The organism is Bacteroides sp. ZJ-18, from assembly GCF_011038705.2.
In the GTDB taxonomy this organism is placed as follows: Bacteria; Bacteroidota; Bacteroidia; order Bacteroidales; family Bacteroidaceae; genus Bacteroides; species Bacteroides hominis.
The window spans coordinates 1481856-1504748 of sequence record NZ_CP072198.1 but is presented as its reverse complement, the minus strand read 5'-3'; the positions used below and the strand labels follow the sequence as shown (position 1 = coordinate 1504748).

Below are 22893 nucleotides of genomic sequence, written 5' to 3'. Positions count from 1 at the left end.
TTTTATATTCCAATTATCAATTTACTTATAGATTGTGACTTCAGCCAGTCCGGCTGCTCCTTCCGAACTTTTCTCAATGGTGATACGCATATATTTTAGTTCCTTACCGATCTGCACCGGCTTAAAATCCCACCCCGTACACTCACGTTCATACAGAAGTTCCCAATTTTTTCCGTCGATAGAGGTTTCCACTTTATGTGTATAAGTGGAACTATCCTTCTGAAACCGGATACGGCTTGCAAACACTTTCTCGGATTTATCCAGTTCAAGCGTTACTACTTGAGGCTGAGTTTCATTGTCAGCAATCCACCACGAAAAATCGTCTCCATCTGTAATGCATGCGGCTGTATAACGTTTCTGTTCCGAAGTGGCTTCAACCCGCACTATTTTCAACGGAGTTTTTGTACGAATTATATTTTCCCAAGCAGTTGCCTTCACAACTGCTCCTTCCTCTTCATTTCCGATATAGGAAGCATGTTGTCCCTCAGGCACATACGCTCCGTTATATCTTCGGGTCGTAATCTCCCGGCTATCTCCCTTAAGCCCATCAGCCGAAACCGAAACATGAATTTTACCCGGACGACAAGTAGTCCGTATCAGTGCGTATCCGATTCCACCCTCTACTTGCTGAGGATTAACCCCGATACGCTCTATACCATCCCCTATCAGACTCCCTTCGCCGGATACGGATATATATATCCTGACATCTGAAGTATTAACGGGAGTTCCATACGAATCACAGATCTTAAAATAGACAGGAATCATATCCGAACCATCCGCTATGGGTTGTATTCCATCTTCTTTCAACCAGATTTCAATCTGCCGGGGTTGTCCGGGAGTACGCACACTGTGAGTTGCAACCACCTTTCCGTCTACCAGTCCTTCAGCAACTAATTCACCGGCTTCATAGGTTCCGGCATCGAAGACATAACAGGGACTTCCCCCCTTCTCCACAATAGGATGATAAAACGGTGTACGCTCTATGCGCGTCTGTTTACCTATCAGTTGATGATTACGAAACAAGCGGACTTCGTCACAATTGGAAAATACGGTAATCTCTTTCACGGATGAGACATAACGCGGAGCTGTATTCTGTGACGCGATAAATACCATCGGTCCGTCATATAATCCGGGTTGGGATATATCCTTATCACGCATACTCTGCATCATATAATAACTGAATTTGGGATATCTATTCATATCGACCATTCCACAAAACATAGTTTCCTGCTCTGCTCCACGTGCATAATCATTATAACTCCACAAAAAATGTCCCCCCATCCGTGAATTAGCGTCAAGCATGCACCAGTCAAAGTATCCATGTCCGTTAAGCTGCTGAAAACGTCCCCGGCACTGCTTCAATTGTTCCTCTTCATTCTCCATTAGACTCACACGAGGTTTTTCTCCTACGCCGTCACCCCACTCACGACAGAACAGTGGTTTCACCGCAATCTGGTCTTCCGGATAATTACTCATCACATCCCCATCTTTCGGGAAACGGGATACCTGTTTATAAAATACATCAAAATAATCAACCCGGTCCGTATGTCCGAAGTAGTCACCGGCAGTATACATTTGGTCGCCGGGATATTCGGTATGTGCAATGGCATGTAATTCCCGGGCCACTTCCGCCGGATAACGGCTCTCATTCAAAGCTGTTTCCCAAAGAATTACCGAAGGATGATTGCGATCCCGACGAATCATCTTTTTCCCGACTTCATAGAGACGGGAAATAAATACAGAATCTTTATTAAAATACTGCCAACCGGGAATACATTCCACAACCAATAACCCATATTTATCACAAGCAGCCAAGAAAGCAGGATCTTGTGGATAGTGAGCTGCCCTGACGGCATTACAGCCCCCGCGTTTCAAATCGATCACATCTCTTTCTTGCATGGAGTTGGAAGCGGCATCTCCAATATAGGCAAATGCCTGATGACGATTTGCTCCACGCAAATAAAGCGGTTCACCGTTTATGAAAAATCCCCCGTCACGGGTGTAAGCAATCGTACGTATACCAACTGCCTCAGCGCAATGATCTATCACTTTATCATTTTCAATAACCGCACTTTCTAATTGATACAGATCGGGAGTATATGGATGCCACAGAAAAGGATTGTCTATCTTTAAATCTTGCTCGATATAAAGAGCCTCACCGGCCAACAAACGAAAAGAGTCTTGTTGGCAAGCTACCACTTTACCGTTTTTATCAATCATCCGGGTACGAAGCTGCGCCTTCCGGAGATATTGACCTTCATTTCTGATATGTGTTTTTACATGAGCAACAGCTCTCTCTTTTTCAACTATCGGATATGTGACGAAAACTCCGCCACCGGCAACTTCATCCTCTTCTAATGCATGAGTGATGTGAAGCGGATCGGCAATAATCATTTCCACATCCCGATAAATACCACTGTAATAATAAAAATCCATTCCTCCCTGTGGCTTACCGGGAGGTGTAAGCGGATCATACTCTGCTGAAACTCTGACAGCCAACAAATTATCTTGATTCCAATTAAGATAGGAAGTGAGATCTGCCACAAAACCAATATATCCGCCTCGGTGAGTATATACTTTTTGCCCGTTCAGAAATACCTCACAGGCGTTCATCACTCCTTCGAACGAGATACTGATCTTTTTATCTTTGTATTGTGACGGTACCTTGAAAGTGCGTCTGTACCAACCTATTCCATCATAGATAATATCCCCTCCACAATGTTTCTTCTCTAATTGCATAATGTGAGGAAGGGTAGCGGCTATCCAGCCGGAATCATCCAAATCAGGATATTCACCATTTACAATATCCCCGCGGTGAAAGGCCCAACCAAGATTCATGTTCAGCGAAATTCTTGTCTCCACTTCCCCCGCATAAAGCAGAGAAAGTGGAAACAGAATAGCTAAACAAGAAAAAATAATCCTATAATACAATCTTTTCATCTTCACAAAAAACTTTAATCATTTGTAATCCTTTCGCTTCAAACTCAATAGGACCCGGACAATAAGTTATCTTACTCTTACGTCTTTTACCCCAGTAGTCCTCCTTTAACGACACAGGTAGTCCGCCCATTTTGTCAAAAGCTTGATTTGAAATAATTGCATATCTCAACTGTCCAACAGTAGGAATAACCCGTTTTTTTTCTTTCTCCCAACTTTCGGGAACATCTATTTGTAAGTACCAGCCATCCTCACATTTCCTTATCCCAACCAGATGTTGAGTGGTATCTACTGCACACATAGTCTCATGAATGGATGGTATAGCCCCTGACCAAAACACGTTATCCTTCATTTGCACTGGCAAACGACACTGATCATAAGGAGTCAAATCTGTCCGCATGAAAATATTGTTGAAATAGGACACGTCGCCGCAAGGACAATCATGAAATCCGATAATAGATGTACCATGCGGCTCTAAATAAGGGGTCTCACGCTTATCAACGCTATCAGTAGGCCAAATCTCCCAGGCAATCAAGTTATTGACGAACGCAACTCCCTGCGAAAGTCTAATCTGCGCCAGTTCCGGAGATAAAAACAAGTTATGATCTATCAGTATGGGACCATGATTCACTTCCAAAGAAAGATCTTGTGTCTGGTTGTCATGTAACAGATTACCTTTTATCCGGGTTCCCTGTGCCATCCAATCAAGCCAAATTCCTCCTTCTGTCCGATAGATATGATTCCCGCTTATCATTACATCCACTGCAGCATGCAATTTTATTCCGGCTAATTCGTATCCCCAAAAAGTTTCCTGTAACCTGATATCATGTATGACATTCGTTTCTATTCTACTAAAAACAGCTCCAAGACTTCCGGCTATTCCAGCTTGACCACAATAGGAAATATGGTTATTCCTCACCAAATGGTTACCAATCCGCTTTTCATCCCAACCATTTTCAAGTGCCCGTTGGGTAGTTTGTATATAGCCTTCAACAGATTCGGATTTATTATCCCATTCATCTCCATATTTTCCCAGTGTAATGCCGACACACTTGGAATGGCTTATCGTATTATTTTCTATTATCCACCCCTTACTCCAATGTGTACCCACCAATCCTATCTGTTCAGCAGTCGGCGGTGCCCATGGAGTAGCGGCATGGCTCATGCGAAATCCGCGCACAACAATATAATTGACGAATGGCTTTTCCGGATAGAACACAGCTTGCCGAACATTTATTTCGGTCAATTCTTCATTCGGGTCTTTCTGACCGAAATTAGCCCACAAATAAGTTGTGTCTTTAGTAACTTTACAAAACCACAGGGCACTATCTGTCTTGTTTAATAATACATTTTCCAGTCGTGGAGCTTCCGTAAGCGCCCGATCATTCAAATAAACTTCTCCGGTATGTGCCCATTTACCTTTTTCAAGCCAGTCTCCTTTCAAAGTATCAGCATAGGGATTGAACGCAGCGAATATATTATTCGAGATTGCTACACTCCAGGTAGTATTACTCAGCCTTTTCCAGTTTTTAATTCTCTCCGAACCTTTGATTTCCACATACTCTCCTCCGGCAGCCTGATAAATAATAGGTTTATCCGCTGTTTCCCCTCCAACGGGGGGATTCACCCATTCCCGATAGACCCCCTCATGAACAGTAATGACATCTCCCGGCCGCGCAATATTGGCAGCAGCCTGTATGGTCTTTAAAGGCCGGGCTTCCTCTCCTCCATAAGAATCATTACCACGCGAAGAAGACACATGAATATCCCTACCCGACGGGCATGATTCAACACAATTCGAGTAAACATCTGTAGTAACAAAGAGTGCAAACAATAATATTGCACTCTTTGTATATAAGTATTCAAAGTTCCCCATCCAAATCAATAATTGGGATTCTGTACAATTGCCGGAGTGGCATCGATCACTGTCTGCGGAATAGGCCACAGATAATGCTTTGCCGGATCAAATTTCCGGTTCTCAACAAAAATCCGTTCATTTGTCAATGAAAGGGCACCGGTTACAGGATCGACCGTTCCAAGTAAACAACCGTATACCTTACCGTTCAACACTTGTTCACCGATTTTCCAACGGCAAATATCGAACCACCGAAGTCCTTCCATAGCAAGTTCCACACGTCTTTCTCTTCTGAGTAATTCGCGCAACTTCTCCTGACCGGTATATCGGGTTCTGTCTACAACCGGCATTTTAGCACGGGTACGTATGTCGTCCAAAATATCGTAAACGGAATTATCAATCTGATTCAGCTCTATTTTACATTCGGCATACATCAACAGCACTTCTGCATAACGCATGACAATGGCATTCATGCCACAATCCCACATATCCGCATAATCAGACAAATCGTCCACATATTTACGAACCAAATATCCTGTTTTAGAACGTCCGTAGGGAGCATAATAATCTCCATTCGGATCTTTCACATCAATTGGGTCGTAACGTTTTCCTTCGTATAGATTTCCCGGAGCTAATACGGTAACAGCCAAACGAGGGTCTCTGTGCAAGTAAGGTTCTTTCGGATCATATACCTCAGACTCTTCGATCGTTTTTCCATCTTCACACTCAAAAGCATCTACCAGTGATTGAGTAGGATTGATAGAACACCATCCACCCACACTGGCCGGAGGCAATACTCCTAAAACCCAGTTACCATACAAGCTTTCTACATATTGTATATCCAGAATAACTTCCGAATTATTTTCATTCGCAATCTTAAACAAACCTTTATAATCGGGAAACAATTCGTAGCCCAATCCCATTACTTCGCTACAAGTAACCATACAATCATCATACTGGTGTTCGAACAGTTCCAGACGGGCTTTCAGTGTCAAAACTGCGCCACGAGTAATACGTCCGACATCACTTCCGGAGTAAGATTCGGGAAGTTGCGGAGCGATCTCTTTCAGTTCATTCAAGATAAACTCAACCACTTTCGCTTTCTCGGTACGTGGTAAATTGGCATTTTTAATTTCAAGTACGGAAGTTACCAACGGCACATCACCATAATGTGTCACTTTCTGAAAATAATCCCACGCACGCAGAAAACGTACTTCGGCTGTCAAGCGTTTGCGTAAATCTTCATTCATTTCGGGGCGGTGGATATTCTCCAGGAAATTATTATAGCGAACCATGTTCCCATATCCCATATAACTATAACCCGGATCGGTAGGGGTCGCTGTTCCTGCGGCCTGTACCGCCCAGCCTTCCCAAGTAAAAGGATTATAAGCATTATCCGACGCACAGTCGGCATAAATCACTTCATCCATAGAAAACCAACCATTATAACATCCTGTAGCTGCGGCCATGGCATCTTTTTCAGTTCTCCAAAAGGCTTCGTTTGAGGGTTTGTCCAAAGGATTCCGATCCAGAAAATCGGTACTACATGCCGAGAACAAAGCGGCAAATAACAAACTATATATTATCTTTTTCATACGTATTATCTATCAGAAAGTTATGTTTAAACCAAATGTATTTGTTTTGACTTGAGGATAAGAGCTTCCTCCTTCGGGTGATTCCGGATCGAAACCTTTATCAAATTTGGTAAAGGTAAGCAGATTCTGCCCGCTATAATAAACTCTGATTCGTGAAATTCCCATTATATTACACCACTCTTTTGGAAGTGTATATCCCAACTGGAAGTTCTTCAAACGTAAATATGAAGAGTTGACAATCCAGAAAGAAGAGGGATTATAGATACTGTTGTTCTGGCGATAAGAAGAGAATGCTCTCGGAAACTTGCCATTCGGATTGGTTTCAGCATCCCAACAATCACGATACATATAAGAAGGTTTTCCCTTAGCTCCGATCATTTCGCCCACTACACCGGGGCCTGCAAGATACCCTTGCACATCAGCAGCTCCCTGGAACAGGAAAGTAGCATCAAACCCTTTCCATTCAGCAAACAGATTCAGCCCGAAAGTCCACTTAGGCATTGTATTACCGATATAAACACGATCCTCTCCGTCAATTTTTCCATCATTATTGATATCGCGGTATTTGATGTCACCGGGTGCAGTTTCGGTACCGGGTATCGTAGCACTATTGGCAACCTCTTCTTCTGTTTTGAAAAGTCCTTCCGCAATGTATCCTCCGATAGAATTGATGGCATAACCTTCCTGATTAAAATACTTACCGCTCCAGATGCGTGCTCCGCCATTCTTCAGGTCAAGTACTTCATTCTTGTTATATGCAGCATTAGCCGACACCTGGAAGTTCCAGCCATGAGTATTCAGTTTATAGCCTGCAGTCATTTCAAAACCGGTATTTTTTACTTTACCTGCATTCTGGTAAGGAGCATTCAGACCGTACAAGGTGCTCACCGGCAATTTCATCAGAATGTCATAAGTCAGTTTACGGTATCCTTCAATAGACAAAGTATACTGATTGCCCAAGAATCCCATATCGAGTCCGAAGTTCAATGTTTCTGTGGTCTCCCAAACAAGGTTACGGTTAGCACCATCTACCGGAGCCACTCCCTGTACAACTGTTCCACCGAAGGAATAATTGGCTTGATCAAGTACAGATTGATAAGAATAGTAAGAAATAGCCTGATTGCCCAGAACGCCCCAACCTCCACGCAGCTTCAGATCGGACAGTACATTGCGGGTTCCTTCCATAAACGGTTCATTGATGATTCGCCATGCCCCCGAGAAAGAGGGGAACACACCCCAACGGGAGTCTTTAAAGATGCGTGAAGTTCCGTCACGACGGATATTTGCCTCTACCAAATAGCGATTGTCATAGTCGTAAGTCAGACGCCCGAAGAATGAACGCAATGCGTATTCATTGGCTGAGCCATTGGCTGTCTGTCCATCAGGTGAACCGGCATTCAATTCCCAAAGATCATTGTTCAAGAAATTTTTCCGGTATCCCTTAGTCCAGTCCTCACGGTAATATTCCTGTTCGTATCCCGCCAGTGCACCTACAGTATGTTTTCCAAACGTATTGTTATAACTGACCAGTGTCTGTAAATTCAGTTTCAGCCCATTCTTACGTTCATCAGTCTGACTGTTAGGTCCCTGATATTTTGTAGGCTCTCCTGTTTTCCAGTTATAATACTGGATATCCTTAATAAACTTCTCGTCGGAGATCGATTTATATTCATAACCCACGATTTCCTGAATCTTCAATCCCCTGACCGGTTCGTAGCTTACATTTCCGATGGCTCTGGTGATGTGTTGCTTGGTGGTACGCAAGTTGCCTTCCTCGATAAAAGCCAACGGGTTACCGTCATTGGCATATCCATAATATCCGTTTGAATATTTATAAGGAATAAAAGGGGCGATCTGGTTGATTTGTGAAAAGATATTAGACATCTCACCGGTAAAACCACTCACAGGTTCTTGTGCCTCACCATACGTGAAAGAAAGGTTCATCCCTGCTGTAAACTTTCCCATCTTGGCATTCATATTACCCCGTACCGAATAGCGATCGTATTTAGCAATATCGATAATACCATCCTGTCCCAGATAACCGGCAGAGAACATATAAGTCATCTTATCCGTACCTCCCGAAATCTCGGCACGGTGGCTGTGTTGCAAACCGGTTTTGTAGAATAGCCCCTGCCAATCCGTATCGGGATAGTTGTCAGGATCTGAACCGTTTCTGAACTTTTCAATCTCTTCGTCCGTATAAATAGGTTTCTTACCTTCATTAACCATGGCTTTATTGTACAGCTTTGCGTATTCCCATGAATGAAGATATTCGGGAAGAGCTGTAGGTTTCTGCCAGCCCACATAGCCGTCATAACGTAGAGTAGGTGCTTTATCACCTCCCTTTTTAGTAGTAATCAGGATAACTCCATTTGCCGCACGTGAACCGTAAATAGCTGCTGAAGAAGCATCTTTCAGTACTGAGATATTCTCGATATCGCTGGGATCTACCTCATTGATACTCGATACGGGTAAACCATCCACAACATACATCGGATTAGAGTTATTTAAAGTCCCGACACCACGCACACGAATGGTTGTATTGTCACTTCCCGGCTGTCCGGTTCCGGAAATGACAGTCACACCGGGCAATAACCCTTGGATGGCATTCGATACGTTAGTCACCGGACGGTTTTGCAATGATTTGGAATCGACTGCAGCAACTGCTCCCGTCAGATTCACTTTCTTCTGAACACCGTATCCCACAACTACCACCTCTTCCAGGGTTTTGGTATCCTCCTTCAGAATGATGTTAAACGTATCCTTCCCTTTTGTCGAAACATCTTGTTGCAGATAGCCGATGTAACTGACAGTCAAAGAAGCATTCTCCGGAACCTCCAGCGTAAACTCCCCATCCAGATTTGTTATCACCCCATTGGTGCCTGCTCCTTTTTCAACAACATTGGCTCCGATGACAGGTTCCCCCATAGCGTCCTTCACCACTCCGGATACCTTCTTCTTCCGGGAACCGGGTTGTTGGTCCGTTTTCTTTTCAATAAAATAAATCTTATTATTTCTGACCTCAAAAGTAACTTTCGTTCCTGCCAATAGTTTTGTCAACGCATCCTCCAGAGTGGCATCTTTCAACTGAATGGATACTTTACGGTTTACGTCGATCAACTGATCGCTGAACACCAGCCCTAACCCTGTCTGGCTTTTTATAGAAGACAGTACCTTCTCTACCCTCTCATTATTAAAATTTAAAGAAACTTTTTGTGACCATGCCGAAACAGTGAAGCCAAATAAAAGAACTCCTAAGAGCAACAGCATTTTCGTTCTGGTTCTTGTTTTCATTTCATACAGTATTAAATTAGTTATTTTTATGATTTATAAAAAGGCCTTTCTATATAGGCTAACACACCATCCCAAAGAAGGTATGAGTGTCATTTTCATTTTTCTGCAAAAAATTGTGCAGAGAAATGATAAGTCTTGCCTTCACGTAGTTGTAATCGTGTTCTCCGATCCCCATAAACTACTTCATAGGACTCGTTTTGCCGTGCATGCAGGACGGCTTCCACCAGCTGTCCGGATTTCCACGTAATATCCAATGTGTGTCCACCATACACCTGTATCCCTTTTATGCAGCCATCGGCATATTCATGGGGCCAAGCCGGCAGTAGTTCTATTTTCCCCTTTTCCGTATAAACCAGCATTTCCATCAAAAGACGCGGAAAACTCAAAACCGCATCCAGATTGTAAACCTGATGCTCGGGATCATGCGAGGTAACCAGTCCGTCATATAAATAATGGCGGCGGCAAAAGCGGTCCAAATTGGTCTTCACTTTCTCTATATCTCCCAACCGTACAGCCTGTAGTGCCACATGGATTAGTCCATGAGCCGAACCGGTATCGAAGGCAAAACGCTTGTCCAAAGCTACACTTGCCGCTTTAATAAGACGGGAATCTCCTTTTGACTTACCCAACCGGGAACCGGGAAACACCGGATATAAGTGTGAAAGATGTCTGTGGTTATACACATCCGGATAATGGGGATCAATCCATTCGGCCAATGCCCCATCGTTATTTATCCGATAAGCCGGCAAGCGTTGCAGATAATGACTCCACCGTTCCAGTTCTTTCTTATCCACACGGAACTTATGCCCCATCTCCAGAAGCAGGCCAAACACTTCTCTGGCAATGGCAACATCCATCGTAGCATCTTTGCTCAGCCAGGTATCAGTTCCGGGAGATGCGTTTTCCGGTGAAACACTCGGACAGATATGATAAAGGCTGTCACAGCCCATAATAAGATAATCTTCATAAAAACCGGCCATCTCCCGATAGAGGGGGAATACGTGTTCTTTTAGGAAGGTCTCGTTACCGGTCAGCATAGCATACTCGTAGAATGGCCGTATATTCCAGCCAGCCCCACCCGCCCAGAACATCCAGGGAAAAGATCTTCCGAAATGAGTCAGATATCCGTTTTCCGGATCATTGTAATGGGCTACAAGAAAGCCCCGGCATCCCAAGTAGTTTTTCGCATTCAGTCTCCAACCCGGCAATAGATTTTCGACATATCCAATATAAGACTCCGCACATTCATGCAAGTTGCCCATAGATGCTGCCGAAATAGCTAAATTAATATTTGAATCCCAAACAAATCCGCCAATCCATCCGGGTTTCCAGCCTCCTCCCCAAATTCCTTGTAAAGGAGGCGGATATTTGCCGGACGAAGAAATCAAGAGATAACGGCCCATTGCGTGGATCTGCTCTAAAAACAAAGGAGTAACCCCACATTCGTGAATCGTCGAAAGCATTTTCTCAGTCGGAACGGTCTTCCAGTCGGACGAACATCCCAGATCCAACTGCATACGGCGGAACATTTCCCCATGTATCCGGCTATGAGGTTTCAGCAACTTACCATAATCAAGCGGCAAACCCGACAGTTCTTTTTGTACGGACGAACGCACGGATAAACGGGCCTCCTTCAGAGGAGTGATCCTAATGAGCACCAACACCTCTTCAGCGTCCGTTATCCGTAAAGAATCTCCTTCAGCCGTCATACTTCCTCCCTTAACCGTCACACGGGCTAACCCTTCATAGCCACCGACATCATATTTATAGCCGGCACGATAGGATAACCAACCCGACACGGCTTCTGCTTTCACCGATGAGAAAGCACTGTCCAAGTTATGATCAAAGTGCATACCTTCACGCCCAGGAGTCTCTTTCAGACTCAGCACCAGATTCATCTTATTACCCTCATCGGCTTTCAAGCGGACCACATTCACATTATGCTCCCTGGACGAGAACACAGATTCCGTCACCTTCCCGTTTTCGCACCAGGAAGTGAGCACTTCTCCAGTCTCCAGGTCGAGCTGCCTTCTATACTGCTTTTCGGTTTGTAAAGGTATACCCGTATGCCGGATACACAGGTCGAAAGCCGGATGAGGAATCAAAGGCCAACGTTGGCGGGCTCCCATGGCAACCAACTGACGGTCCGCTTCACTCGTCATCAACGCATCCGCGGCATCACTTTTTCCTGATTCCATCAGACTTCGTACTTGCGGGAGCAAAGAAGCGGTGCAAGGAACCGCCACTTTATTGCGGTCCCATCCCCTTATAAATAATTCTTCGTGGACACAGATAATCCTTTCTTCTCCCGGCTGTCCCATCACCATTGTTCCATGACTTCCATTACCGGTAACGAATGCATCCTGCCAGGATGCAGCAGGTTTTTCGGACCAAACTACCCATCGTCCGGACGAATTTAGAAAAGATGGATGGCTCTCAATCCCATGAGTAAAGGAAAACGGGAGACAGGCCATCAACAAAGTAAACAAATACTTCATATAAACACATAATCATTGTGATATCTTTATGTACAGACATCTGGTTCATACTCAAAATAAATATTCCGAAAGGCCTTTTTAGTATACATAAGCTAACACCTCACCCGAAAGAAAGTATGAGTCTTCTGTTTTAGAGTACATCTAAAAAAATAGATGCAGTCCCTTTTGTTTGGTCTGCATCTATCTATATAGGAATGATGATTCAATCCATCTATTCTTTCTTCAGGACTTCGAACACCCCGTCTTCTGTTTGTGAGAAACGTATCCATGAAACCGCCTCCAAATCACGCAATACATCATCAACGTTCACTTTGCTGGTAGACAGAGTAAACCTGTTATTCAATAAAGTAGAATCACGCACAATGAAATGAACATCATACTGCCGTTCCATCACTTTTATGATCTCTTTCAACGGAGTGAGATAAAAGTTCAGGCTATTGGAACGCCAGGAAGAGATCTGGTTCATATCTTCCGGTTCGGATATCTGGCAACGTCCGGACTTTCTGTTATATTCCGCACTTTGACCGGGTACAAGAGGATACTCCTTATGCTTCGAATCCTTTAGCAGAACTCCGCCCTCTTCCAGTGTCACCCATACATTCTGCTCTGCAGGATATGCCTTCACATTAAATTTGGTTCCGGTCACCTTCACCTCGATTCCCTTCAGATCAACAATAAATGGACGGTTCTTTTCTTTGGCTACCACAAAATAGCCTTCTCCCCACAGCTCAACACTACGATTGAACAGCCCAAATTGTTTGGGATATCGCAAACGAGTATCCGAGTTCAACTGTACGACCGTACCATCCTGCAAAACAACCTGCATCTGTTCACCGCAAGGAACCTTCAGTTCAGCATACTCCGTAGCAGAGAATACACCGGTTCTGTCGGCCAGAAACCAAAGCGACAAACTGAGAAAAAGGAAAGGGATCAACACGGCCGCCGCTATCAGTCCGCGACGATAAGATATTGTTTTTTTCTGTGATTTGATCTCTCCCATAAAGCGTTGCCGCATCCGTTCTTCCGGCACCGGATGGTCCAGCCAATCCAAAGCCTGCTCTTCCGTCAACCGCAAAGATTCATTTTCCAGCCGTTCCGACAGATAGCGGCTACCTTCCTCTGTAGCAAACCATTCCGCCACCTTTCCAGCCTCCTCTGCAGAAGCTTCATTATTGAGCACCTTATCTATAATCGCATCATCTATTTTCATTTCTACTTTTCTTTATCTACTAATAAAAACACTTCACCAACTTAAAAGTATGAGTTGACACTCACCCTAAAAAATGAATCCACAATACATGAAGTAATACAATCAACGATTCTATTTCCGCACGAAGTATCTTAATGGCCTGGGTATAATGTGATTTTACGGTAGGAACCGTAATGTGCATCTCGTCCGCTATTTCCTGATTGGAAAGCCCTTTCTCTATTTTCAAACGGCATATTCTTTGCTTTTGAGGGGGGAGTTTGCCGATAGCGGCCCGGAGATGCTCCCTGAAGTCTTTATCCTCAAAATCTTTCAGGAAACCATCATCGGCTTCTTCGTCTTTCTGGGCCATTTCATAGTGTTTCTCGAAAACAAGATTACGATGTCGTAATTCATTCAGTATGTAGTTCTTTAAAATAGTAAATAATAAACTCCGGATTCCGGACTGAAAGTCAAACCTTTCCCGCTGTTCCCACAGTTTCATAAAGGTATATTGTACAGCATCTTCGGCTTCTTCACCGGATTTGAAATACCGATAGGCCAATGCATACAACAAGCGATTGTACTGCCGGAAAACAGTAACGAAAGCATGCTCGCTACCTTTACGGAGTTCTGCATACAGTTTCTGGTCAAAGTCTAAGAACTGATTCATTATCGAATATTCCCCACTTAAAGATTTAAGGCAAAATACAGAGACCGCAAAGATAAGAAAAAACAGATTGAACCTTATCCTCTTTCAGAATGTTTTATCTGTAGAAATTTAAAACAACAACGGTTATGGAAAAATATCTTATTCACAGTAATGAGCTTCACCTGATCGATCAAGAAAGAATCCACCAGGCAGTAGAACAGATGGTAGAGTCATTGGATATGGCAGCCGGATCTACATTCAGTTTCGATCTTTACAAAGTGGTGGAAACCTATTTCAAGGATTTGGATAAGCGGAGAGAGATAAACCATCTGTTAGGCATCACAGACAACACGTATGATCCGACAGAAGATTTTGGAGTGTGTTAATCGGTTAAATATAAATCTTGAAAAAGGGTGGTTACCTCCGACGAAGTAGCCACCCTTTTTGTATGAGTTATCAGTTGGGTGCCTGATGAACTGTGAGTTGAGGGAAGGGGAAGTTAATGCCTTGTTCGTTGAATGTAGCATAAATCGCCTTGTTAATATCGAAATATACTCCCCAATAATCGGCACTGTTCACCCAGACACGGGCCACCACGTTCACACTGCTCGCATCCAGGGCATGGAGAGCTATAAAGGGAGCAGGATCATCCAGGATACGCTTATCGGCAGCCAGCACCTCACGTACCACCTTCTCAACCTTATTATAATCTTCACCGTAATCCACACCGACAATCCACTCTACCCGCCGGGTTGTCTGATTGCTGTAATTAGTCACGACCCCACTGCTCAGTGCACCGTTCGGAACATAAATCAATTTATTGTCGGCAGTGGTCAGGATGGTGTGGAAGATCTGGATTTCCTTGACAGTACCGGAAACGTTCTGTGCATCTATCCAGTCGCCCACCTTATAAGGCTTGAACAGCAGGATGACCAGTCCGCCGGCAAAGTTCTGCAGATTACCCGAAAGAGCCATACCGACAGCCACACCGGCAGAAGCCAGCAGAGCGGCGAACGAAGTGGTTTCCACTCCTAATGCACCTACCACGGAAACAATCAGCAATACGGTGAGAAGGATATTAACGAGGCTCCTTACAAAAGTTTTGATACTGATATCGACATTTCTCTTATCCATAAGACGCCTTACAAGTCGGTTCAGCATCCGGATCAGAAAACGTCCGACCAGAAAGACAATCACAGCCTTCAGGATGTGACCTCCGGCCTGTATACCCGAATCGATCAACTGCTGGGTAACCAGAGCCAGTTTATCCAGCCCATCGGCCTGTGCAATGGCCTGATCGAGCTTATCGGCCGCCACCTGCAGAGAGTCTGCCACTTGTTGCGCGGCTTGAAAGAATAGTAGCATAATAGTACAATTTTAAAAGTTTTTCATTTAATAACAGCAGACAAAGCTACAATGTTTTTATCAAATAGCGAAGTGTTTCTTGCTTAACACGCCCAAAAAGCGTAAATTTGCCACCGATTCACTGAGTAGGGGTGCCTTAACATGACGGGCTGAGAACATACCCTTTGACCTGATCCGGGTAATGCCGGCGTAGAGAAAAATAAATTAGCAACATGAAAAAGATGATTTTTGCCGGCTGCCTGATAGCCGGAGCAAGCGTCTTCGCGCAAGCGGGCGAGACAGACAGCTTGAAAGTAGTAAACCTGCAAGAGGTGCAGGTAGTATCCACACGTGCCACTTCGAAGACTCCCGTAGCATTTACCAACGTGTCGAAAGAGGAACTCAAAAAGCAGAACTTCGGGCAAGATATCCCGTATCTGCTCAGTATGACACCTTCGGCACTGACCACCAGTGATGCCGGAGCAGGCATCGGCTATACCACCCTGCGTGTGCGCGGAACGGACGGGACACGTATCAACATCACCGCCAACGGCATTCCGATGAACGATGCCGAAAGCCATACGCTTTTCTGGGTGAACATGCCCGACTTTGCCTCATCGGTGAAGGATATACAGGTGCAACGCGGTGCGGGAACTTCGACCAACGGTGCCGGTGCTTTCGGTGCCAGCGTGAATATGCAGACGGAGGGGATTTCGATGAAGCCGTATGCCGAACTGAATGCTTCGTACGGAACCTTCAATGCGCACAAAGAAACGGTAAAATTCGGTACCGGACTGTTGAACGACCATTGGGCCTTCGATGCCCGCCTGTCCAACATCGGTACGGACGGATACATCGACCGGGCTTCGGTAGACCTTTATTCTTTTTATGCACAGGGGGGATATTTCGCCGACAACACTTCGGTGAAGTTCATCACTTTCGGCGGAAAAGAGAAAACGTATCATGCCTGGAATTATGCCAGCAAGGAAGAAATGGAGAAGTACGGACGACGTTTCAACTCGTGCGGCATGTACACGGATGATGACGGCAACATCCGTTTCTACAAAGACCAGACAGACAACTATCTGCAAATGAACTACCAGCTCTTACTGAACCACACTTTCTCGCCGGAATGGAACCTGAACGCAGCACTCCATTATACGAAAGGAGACGGATATTATCAGGAGTATAAGGAGGACCGGACACTGAAGGAGTATCGCCTGCCACCTTTCATGCACGATGGCAAAGAGGTGGACAAGAGCGACCTGATCCGTCAGAAGAAGATGGACAACCACTTCGGTGGCGGCGTGTTCTCGGTAAATTACCAGAACGGAAAGCTGAACGCTTCACTGGGAGGTGCGCTGAACCATTATGACGGATGGCACTTCGGACGGGTGATCTGGGTGAAAAACTACATCGGCGAACTGCTCCCCGACCACGAATACTACCGGAATAAAGCGAAGAAGACGGACGGCAACCTCTATCTGAAAGCCAACTATAACCTGGTGGCGGGGCTCAATGCATACGCCGACCTGCAATACCGCTACATCAACTATAAGATAAACGGCGACAACGATAAGTTTGACTACAACGCGGATGCCCTGCAAAAACTGGCGGTAAACGATCACTTCAACTTTTTCAACCCGAAAGCCGGGCTGAACTGGGACATAGACGCCAACAACCGGGTTTACGCATCGTTCTCCATCGCCCAGAAGGAACCGACACGGAACAACTATACCGACGGCAACGCGGACGAGTATCCAAAGGCGGAAAAACTGCTCGACTATGAGTTGGGATATACCTACCGGAACACTTGGCTGAGCGCCGGGGCCAACTTCTACTATATGGACTACAAAGACCAGTTGGTACTGACCGGAGAGCTGAACGAGATAGGCGAGGCTATGGCGCGCAACGTGCCCGACAGTTACCGGATGGGAGTGGAACTGATGCTGGGTGTGAAGCCCTGCCAATGGTTCCAGTGGGACATCAATGGTACACTGAGCAAAAACCGGGTGAAAAACTTCACCGAAAAGCTGTATGAAGACGAATGGAAGAATCCGATCGAGGTCAGCCACGGAAATACACCGATTGCCTTCTCGCCGGACCTGATCCTGAACAACCGCTTCTCGTTCAGCTATCGGGGATTCGAGGCCGCCTTGCAATCACAATACGTCAGCAAGCAGTACATGAGCAATGCCAGACAGGCTGACCAGACGCTGGACGCCTATTTCGTGAGCAACCTCAACCTGGCTTATACCTTCAAGCTCCCTCACGTAAAGTCGGTTACGGCAGGATTCACCATCTACAACCTCTTCAATGCCGAGTACGAAAACAACGGATATGCAGGCAGCGGTTATAAGATAGTAAAAGGAGAGGTAGAGCGCTACAACTATGCCGGCTACGCCGCACAGGCCGGAACGAATGTAATGGGTAACATTTCCATCCGCTTTTAAGCCATGAACTACCTCGAAATCACAGGTACCCTGATCGGGCTGATTTATCTCTGGCTGGAATACCGTGCCAGCATTTACCTCTGGATTGCGGGCATCATCATGCCTGCCATCTACATCTTCGTCTACTACCGGGCGGGACTGTATGCCGACTTCGGAATCAACATCTACTATCTGCTAGCGGCCGTTTACGGATGGATTGTCTGGATGCGGGGTGCCGGCCGGGAGTCGAAAGCCGAACTCCCCATCACACATACTCCGCCGGAAAGGTATCTTCCGCTGACCGCGGTATTCTTAGCAGCCTTCCTCGGCATTGCCTGGATACTGATCCGGTTCACGGACAGCAACGTACCCTGGCTCGATTCGTTTACCACGGCACTGAGCATCATCGGCATGTGGATGCTGGCGCGCAAATACGTAGAACAATGGTGGGCATGGATACTGGTCGACGTGGTATGCTGCGGACTCTACATCTACAAAGAGCTTTATTTCACATCCGCCCTTTACGGACTTTACTCAATAATTGCTATCTTTGGCTACTTTAAATGGAAACAAATGATGCACTATGAAAGTAAATGATATCGATATGGATGCCGTGATACTGGGCAACGGCGAATATCCAACCCACTCCATGCCCGAAACCATGCTGATCATGGCTCCCTATGTGGTATGCTGTGACGGATCGGCCGATGAACACATCCGCCGGGGATTCATCCCGAATGCCATCATCGGTGACGGGGACTCCCTCTCGGCGGAGAATAAAGACCGTTTCAGGGAAATATTCCATCAGATAGACGACCAGGAGACGAACGATCAGACCAAAGCGGTCCATTTCCTGCTGGACCAAGGCAAGAAGGTGATCATCCTTGTAGGCGCAACCGGCAAACGGGAAGACCATACATTGGGAAACATCAGCCTGCTGGTGGATTATATGAAGGTGGGAGCACAGGTGACGATGCTGACCGATCATGGCATGTTCGTTCCCGCATCGGGACGGAACACTTTCAAATCACGCCCCGGACAACAGGTCTCTGTCTTTAACTTCGGTGCCACCGGACTCAGAGGAGAGGGATTGGTATACCCGCTCAGCGACTTCGACAACTGGTGGCAAGGGACACTGAACGAGGCGACAGGTGACGAATTCACGATCCATGCGGAGGGAGACTACCTGGTTTATCTGAATTACTGAGAGGTTTCTCCTTCGTTTCCGCCACCTCGACCAGATAGACACTGATGCATATCATGCCGATGGCAATGGTCTGCGCCCAGCTGAAGCGGTCCTGCCCGACCAACAGGGAAACGATGGTGGCCACCATCAGAATCAGATAACCATAAATGGCGACCACGGTAGTCTTCAGATATTTCAGTCCTATGGGCACCAGCAGATAACTGACGACCGTAGGGAAAATCAGGACGAACAGGAGAACGGACAACGGAAACCAATGCACCGGTCCGGAAAATACCGGTGCGTGAAAACCGGTGATGGCAGAGACCAGAATGCTCGAAAAGGCTGCTCCGGCAAAGGTATACTTCAGCACCGTAAACATTCCGACCGATTTCAGGATACGGTTGCTCGCCACCAGATAGATGGCATAGGCAATCGAACTCAACAGGCACAGCACGTTCCCCGTCAGGGCGTCCGAAGCCAAGTCGTCACTCTTTTGTGCCAGGATACAGAGGATGGCCCCGCCGAGTCCGAGGGAGATGCCGGCAACCTTCAGGACGCTGATTTTCTCTTTGAAGAAGACAACGGCGATGACAAACACCCAAATGGGCTGGAGACTGGTGAAAATGGAACTGGAGACGGGGGTCGTCTTACTCAGCCCCACCAGATAGAGAAACATAAAACCGTAAATGCCCAACGCACCAAGGAGGAAAAGGTAGATCTTTTCTTTGCGGGTAGAAGTCTCGGGCTTGACAAACATTCCGATGATCCAGAAAGCAACGGCGGCAAACACGCACCGGAGGGCCACTCCCGAAAGAGGGCTGACCCACACGGGAAGCAGGTATTTCAACGCATTCATATTCAATCCGCTAAAGGTTTTGGACACCACCATGCTCAGATTGGCCTCCACTTTTTTATTCTTCATCATACACAAGGGGTTAGGTTTTATTGGGGTACAACAAAAGAGGCGGCGGAAAGTTCGGGAAAAGGAGGGCGATAAAGCCCGGAGCGGGAAGCGGATTCCAGTTATTTAGTTTTACACAAAAAAACGGCTTTCACCCGCATGTGAAACGAAAAAAAACCGCATGCGCGCGGAAGCGAATCCGGGGGAAAAGCCGGCGGCGGGGGAAAAAGCATATTTCACCACCGAGGGCACAGAGCGGCACAGAGTATTCACGTCAATAATCCATGACCTAAATCGTCTGCGTCACCCTGTGCCCTCATGTGTCCCCCTGTACCCTCAGGGGTGAGTTTCTACCTACCCAGCAGGTAGCTCTTGAAATCGGCAAACTCCTTCGTCATCGACAAGCTTTGCTTCTCACCTTTCATAAATGCCCGGAGCTTGGCAGGTATCTCGACCTCAGTACCGATGATGGCCTCAACCGTCTGCAAGAATTTTGCCGGATGGGCCGTCTCCAGAAAGACACCTGTCTCACCCGGCTGCAAGCCCTCTTCCAAGGCACGGAAGCCGCATGCACCGTGGGGATCGAGCAGATAGCCGGTCTCCTGCCATACGGTTTTCACAGTCTCACGGATCTGCCCGTCGGTATACGTCGAACCGGAAATCTCGGCTGCGACAGCCGCATGCGAGTCACCATACAGATCGAGTACACGGGCAAAGTTACTCGGATCGCCCACATCCATCGCATTGGCAATGGTAGCAACCGACGGACGAGGATTGTACTGACCCGTCTGCAAGTATTGATAGAAAATGTCATTCCTGTTATTGGCAGCGATAAAACGCCGGATGGGCAACCCCATCTTCTTACCGAACAAGCCTGCCGTAATGTTTCCGAAGTTTCCGCTCGGCACACAGATGACGGCATTCGCTGCCCGTCCCGCCCGTTTCAACTGTGCGTAAGCGTAGAAGTAATAGAAAGCCTGCGGCAGGAAACGGGCCACATTGATGGAGTTGGCCGAAGTCAGCAACAACCGCTCGTTCAGTTCACTATCCATAAAGGCCGCTTTCACCAGCGCCTGACAGTCGTCGAAAGTGCCGTCCACTTCGAGTGCCGTGATGTTCTGCCCCAGCGTAGTGAACTGTTTTTCTTGTATCTCACTCACCTTTCCCTTCGGATAGAGCACATACACATGGATGCCTTCCACTCCCAGAAAGCCATTGGCCACGGCACTGCCCGTATCTCCGGAGGTAGCCACCAGCACATTCACCTGCTTCCTGCCTTCCTTGCGGATAAAGTAGCTCAGCAAACGGGCCATAAACCGTCCGCCCACATCCTTAAAGGCAAGCGTGGGACCGTGGAAAAGCTCCAGTGAGTAGATATTGTCCTTAACCTGTACCAGCGGAACATCAAAGTTCAATGTGTCATAAACGATCTCTTTCAATATTTCCGCCGGGACATCTTCGCCAAAAAAGGCATCCGCCACCCGATATGCGATCTCCTGAAAAGAAAGGCTGTCTATCTCGTCGTAAAACTCCTGCGGCAAACGCCGGATGGTCATGGGCATAAATAAGCCCTTATCGGAAGCAAGCCCTTTTACCACTGCTTCTTCAAGTGAAGCAAGCGGTGCCTGCTTGTTTGTGCTATAATATTTCATAGATACTTTTATAATGATTATGCGCTAAATGTTTCATTTCCGTTTCACCACAGATTACACAGATTTTCGCAGATTAATAATATAGATCGTTGATATTTAAGATTAAAAGTTCTGTGTTAATCCGTGTAATCTGTGGTGAACCGTATTCGCTAATGATTCATAAACTCTTTGATAAATTCGTCCTCTTTCATCAACCCGTAGCTCCCTTCCACTGCTGCCATTTCATCGAAGGTCTGCACACTGTCCGGTTCGATGCCCGGATACCAGATGAAAAACGGTACCGGTTCATTAGTATGCGTGCGCAGCTCGCAAGGAGTGGGATGGTCGGGCAATACGGCGATGGCCACCGGTTCGTCCCAATCCTTCACCGCCTCGTAGACAGGGCCTACGGCACGGCTGTCCAGGTTCTCGATGGTCCGCAACTTCAGTGCCACGTCACCTTCGTGCCCGGCTTCGTCACTGGCTTCGATGTGCAGATAGACAAAGTCATCCGTCCTCAAGGCTTCCAATGCGGCGGCCACCTTATTCTCATAGTTGGTGTCGTACAGTCCCGTCGCCCCTTCCACCGCGATGCGGCGCAGTCCGGCATAATATCCGATACCGTTGATCAGATCGACAGCCGAGATTACGGCTCCCCTCTTCACTTGCGGAAATGTATCGGACAGACGTTCCATCTGCGGACGATAACCCGGACTCCACGGCCAGATACTATTGGCAGGGTCCTTGCCTTCGGCCATCCGCTTCAGGTTCAGCGGATGATCCTTCAGCAGTTCCTGCGACTTCAGGATCAGTTCGTTGAGCAAGCCGGCTGTCTCTTCGGCCTCTGGCACCAGCGGTTTCACCATCAGCGGACGGAAAGGCTTTAAAGGCACATCGTGCGGCGGAGTGCAGTCCAGCTGCTTGTTCCCCCCTTTCACCACCAGCAAATGGCGGTATTGCACACCGGTATGAAACCGCACCCGGTCGTCACCTAACTTCTCCTGAAGATACCCGATCAACACATCCGCCTCTTCCGTGGTGATATGCCCGGCCGAATGGTTCTTCAGGATATCCCCTTCCGTACAAATCAGGTTGCAACGCATCGCCATCTCGCCCGGCTGCAGATCTACACCGATACTGGCGGCCTCAAGCGGCCCGCGCCCCTCGTATACCTGCGGAAGATTGTATCCCAAAACCGACATGTTGGCTACTTCACTTCCCGGATGAAACCCGTCGGCTATGGTCACCAACCGTCCGACCCGTCCCATACGGGCCAGTTTATCCATATAAGGCGTTTTTGCATATTGCAGGAGCGTCTTGCCTCCCAACGATTTCACAGGCCAGTCGGCCATTCCATCGCCTAACAGGATGATGTGTTTCAT

At 46.7% G+C, this 22893-nt stretch carries 15 protein-coding genes and 1 riboswitch; of the genes, 4 read left to right on the top strand and 11 right to left on the bottom strand.

What is annotated here, in order from left to right; all coding sequences use genetic code 11:
• Nucleotides 1–21 precede the first annotated feature (21 nt).
• The 7 genes from G7Y45_RS05990 to G7Y45_RS05960 form a co-directional block, all read right to left on the bottom strand.
• The gene (locus tag G7Y45_RS05990; protein ID WP_165016341.1) at nt 22–2940 is read right to left on the bottom strand and encodes a glycoside hydrolase family 2 TIM barrel-domain containing protein; all 2919 of its coding nucleotides are present in this window, start codon (nt 2938–2940) and stop codon (nt 22–24) included.
• Nucleotides 2921–4813, bottom strand: coding sequence for a right-handed parallel beta-helix repeat-containing protein (locus G7Y45_RS05985; RefSeq protein WP_165016343.1), 1893 nt, complete (start codon nt 4811–4813; stop codon nt 2921–2923). Before G7Y45_RS05985 ends, G7Y45_RS05990 begins: the two co-directional genes overlap by 20 nt.
• A gap of 5 nt (nt 4814–4818) precedes the next feature.
• The gene (locus tag G7Y45_RS05980) at nt 4819–6387 is read right to left on the bottom strand and encodes a RagB/SusD family nutrient uptake outer membrane protein (RefSeq protein WP_005810627.1); all 1569 of its coding nucleotides are present in this window, start codon (nt 6385–6387) and stop codon (nt 4819–4821) included.
• A 12-nt stretch (nt 6388–6399) separates the two neighbouring features.
• On the bottom strand, nt 6400–9681 hold the full coding sequence (locus tag G7Y45_RS05975; protein ID WP_165016346.1) for a TonB-dependent receptor: 3282 nt from the start codon (nt 9679–9681) through the stop codon (nt 6400–6402).
• Nucleotides 9682–9776: 95 nt separating this feature from the next.
• Nucleotides 9777–12179, bottom strand: coding sequence for a glycoside hydrolase N-terminal domain-containing protein (locus G7Y45_RS05970; protein ID WP_165016349.1), 2403 nt, complete (start codon nt 12177–12179; stop codon nt 9777–9779).
• A gap of 211 nt (nt 12180–12390) precedes the next feature.
• Complete coding sequence (locus G7Y45_RS05965; RefSeq protein ID WP_165016352.1) at nt 12391–13389, bottom strand: FecR family protein; 999 nt, start codon at nt 13387–13389, stop codon at nt 12391–12393.
• A gap of 61 nt (nt 13390–13450) precedes the next feature.
• Nucleotides 13451–14038, bottom strand: a complete 588-nt coding sequence (locus G7Y45_RS05960) for an RNA polymerase sigma-70 factor (protein WP_005778610.1) — start codon at nt 14036–14038, stop codon at nt 13451–13453.
• A 125-nt stretch (nt 14039–14163) separates the two neighbouring features.
• Here G7Y45_RS05960 and G7Y45_RS05955 point away from each other — a divergent pair, with 125 nt between their 5' ends.
• Entirely contained in the window at nt 14164–14403 is a 240-nt protein-coding gene (locus G7Y45_RS05955; protein ID WP_005778611.1) for a hypothetical protein, read from the top strand.
• A 70-nt stretch (nt 14404–14473) separates the two neighbouring features.
• On the opposite strand, the gene G7Y45_RS05950 is transcribed toward G7Y45_RS05955, so the two are convergent.
• Nucleotides 14474–15382 carry a mechanosensitive ion channel family protein gene (locus tag G7Y45_RS05950; RefSeq protein ID WP_005778613.1) on the bottom strand — a complete coding sequence of 303 codons (909 nt, stop codon included), beginning with the start codon at nt 15380–15382 and terminating at the stop codon, nt 14474–14476.
• Nucleotides 15383–15499: 117 nt separating this feature from the next.
• Nucleotides 15500–15596, top strand: a riboswitch (TPP riboswitch).
• Between G7Y45_RS05950 and G7Y45_RS05945 the strand changes: the two genes are divergently transcribed.
• The 3 genes from G7Y45_RS05945 to G7Y45_RS05935 all read left to right on the top strand — a co-directional run bounded on the left by G7Y45_RS05945 (nt 15595) and on the right by G7Y45_RS05935 (nt 19000).
• Nucleotides 15595–17814 carry a TonB-dependent receptor gene (locus G7Y45_RS05945; protein ID WP_165016355.1) on the top strand — a complete coding sequence of 740 codons (2220 nt, stop codon included), beginning with the start codon at nt 15595–15597 and terminating at the stop codon, nt 17812–17814. It overlaps the preceding riboswitch by 2 nt.
• Nucleotides 17815–17817: 3 nt before the next feature.
• A complete protein-coding gene (gene pnuC / locus G7Y45_RS05940) occupies nt 17818–18390 on the top strand; it encodes a nicotinamide riboside transporter PnuC (protein WP_005778616.1) in 573 nt (190 codons plus the stop codon).
• Complete coding sequence (locus G7Y45_RS05935; RefSeq protein ID WP_005810634.1) at nt 18377–19000, top strand: thiamine diphosphokinase; 624 nt, start codon at nt 18377–18379, stop codon at nt 18998–19000. The genes pnuC and G7Y45_RS05935 overlap by 14 nt, the downstream gene beginning before the upstream one ends.
• Here the strand turns inward: G7Y45_RS05935 and G7Y45_RS05930 are convergent.
• The 3 genes from G7Y45_RS05930 to G7Y45_RS05920 all read right to left on the bottom strand — a co-directional run bounded on the left by G7Y45_RS05930 (nt 18954) and on the right by G7Y45_RS05920 (nt 22893).
• Complete coding sequence (locus G7Y45_RS05930) at nt 18954–19901, bottom strand: DMT family transporter (RefSeq protein WP_032531769.1); 948 nt, start codon at nt 19899–19901, stop codon at nt 18954–18956. The two genes, G7Y45_RS05935 and G7Y45_RS05930, sit on opposite strands and share 47 nt — an antisense overlap.
• Nucleotides 19902–20230: 329 nt before the next feature.
• Nucleotides 20231–21532, bottom strand: a complete 1302-nt coding sequence (thrC, locus tag G7Y45_RS05925) for a threonine synthase (RefSeq protein ID WP_165016358.1) — start codon at nt 21530–21532, stop codon at nt 20231–20233.
• A gap of 149 nt (nt 21533–21681) precedes the next feature.
• The gene (locus G7Y45_RS05920; protein WP_165016361.1) at nt 21682–22893 is read right to left on the bottom strand and encodes a cofactor-independent phosphoglycerate mutase; all 1212 of its coding nucleotides are present in this window, start codon (nt 22891–22893) and stop codon (nt 21682–21684) included.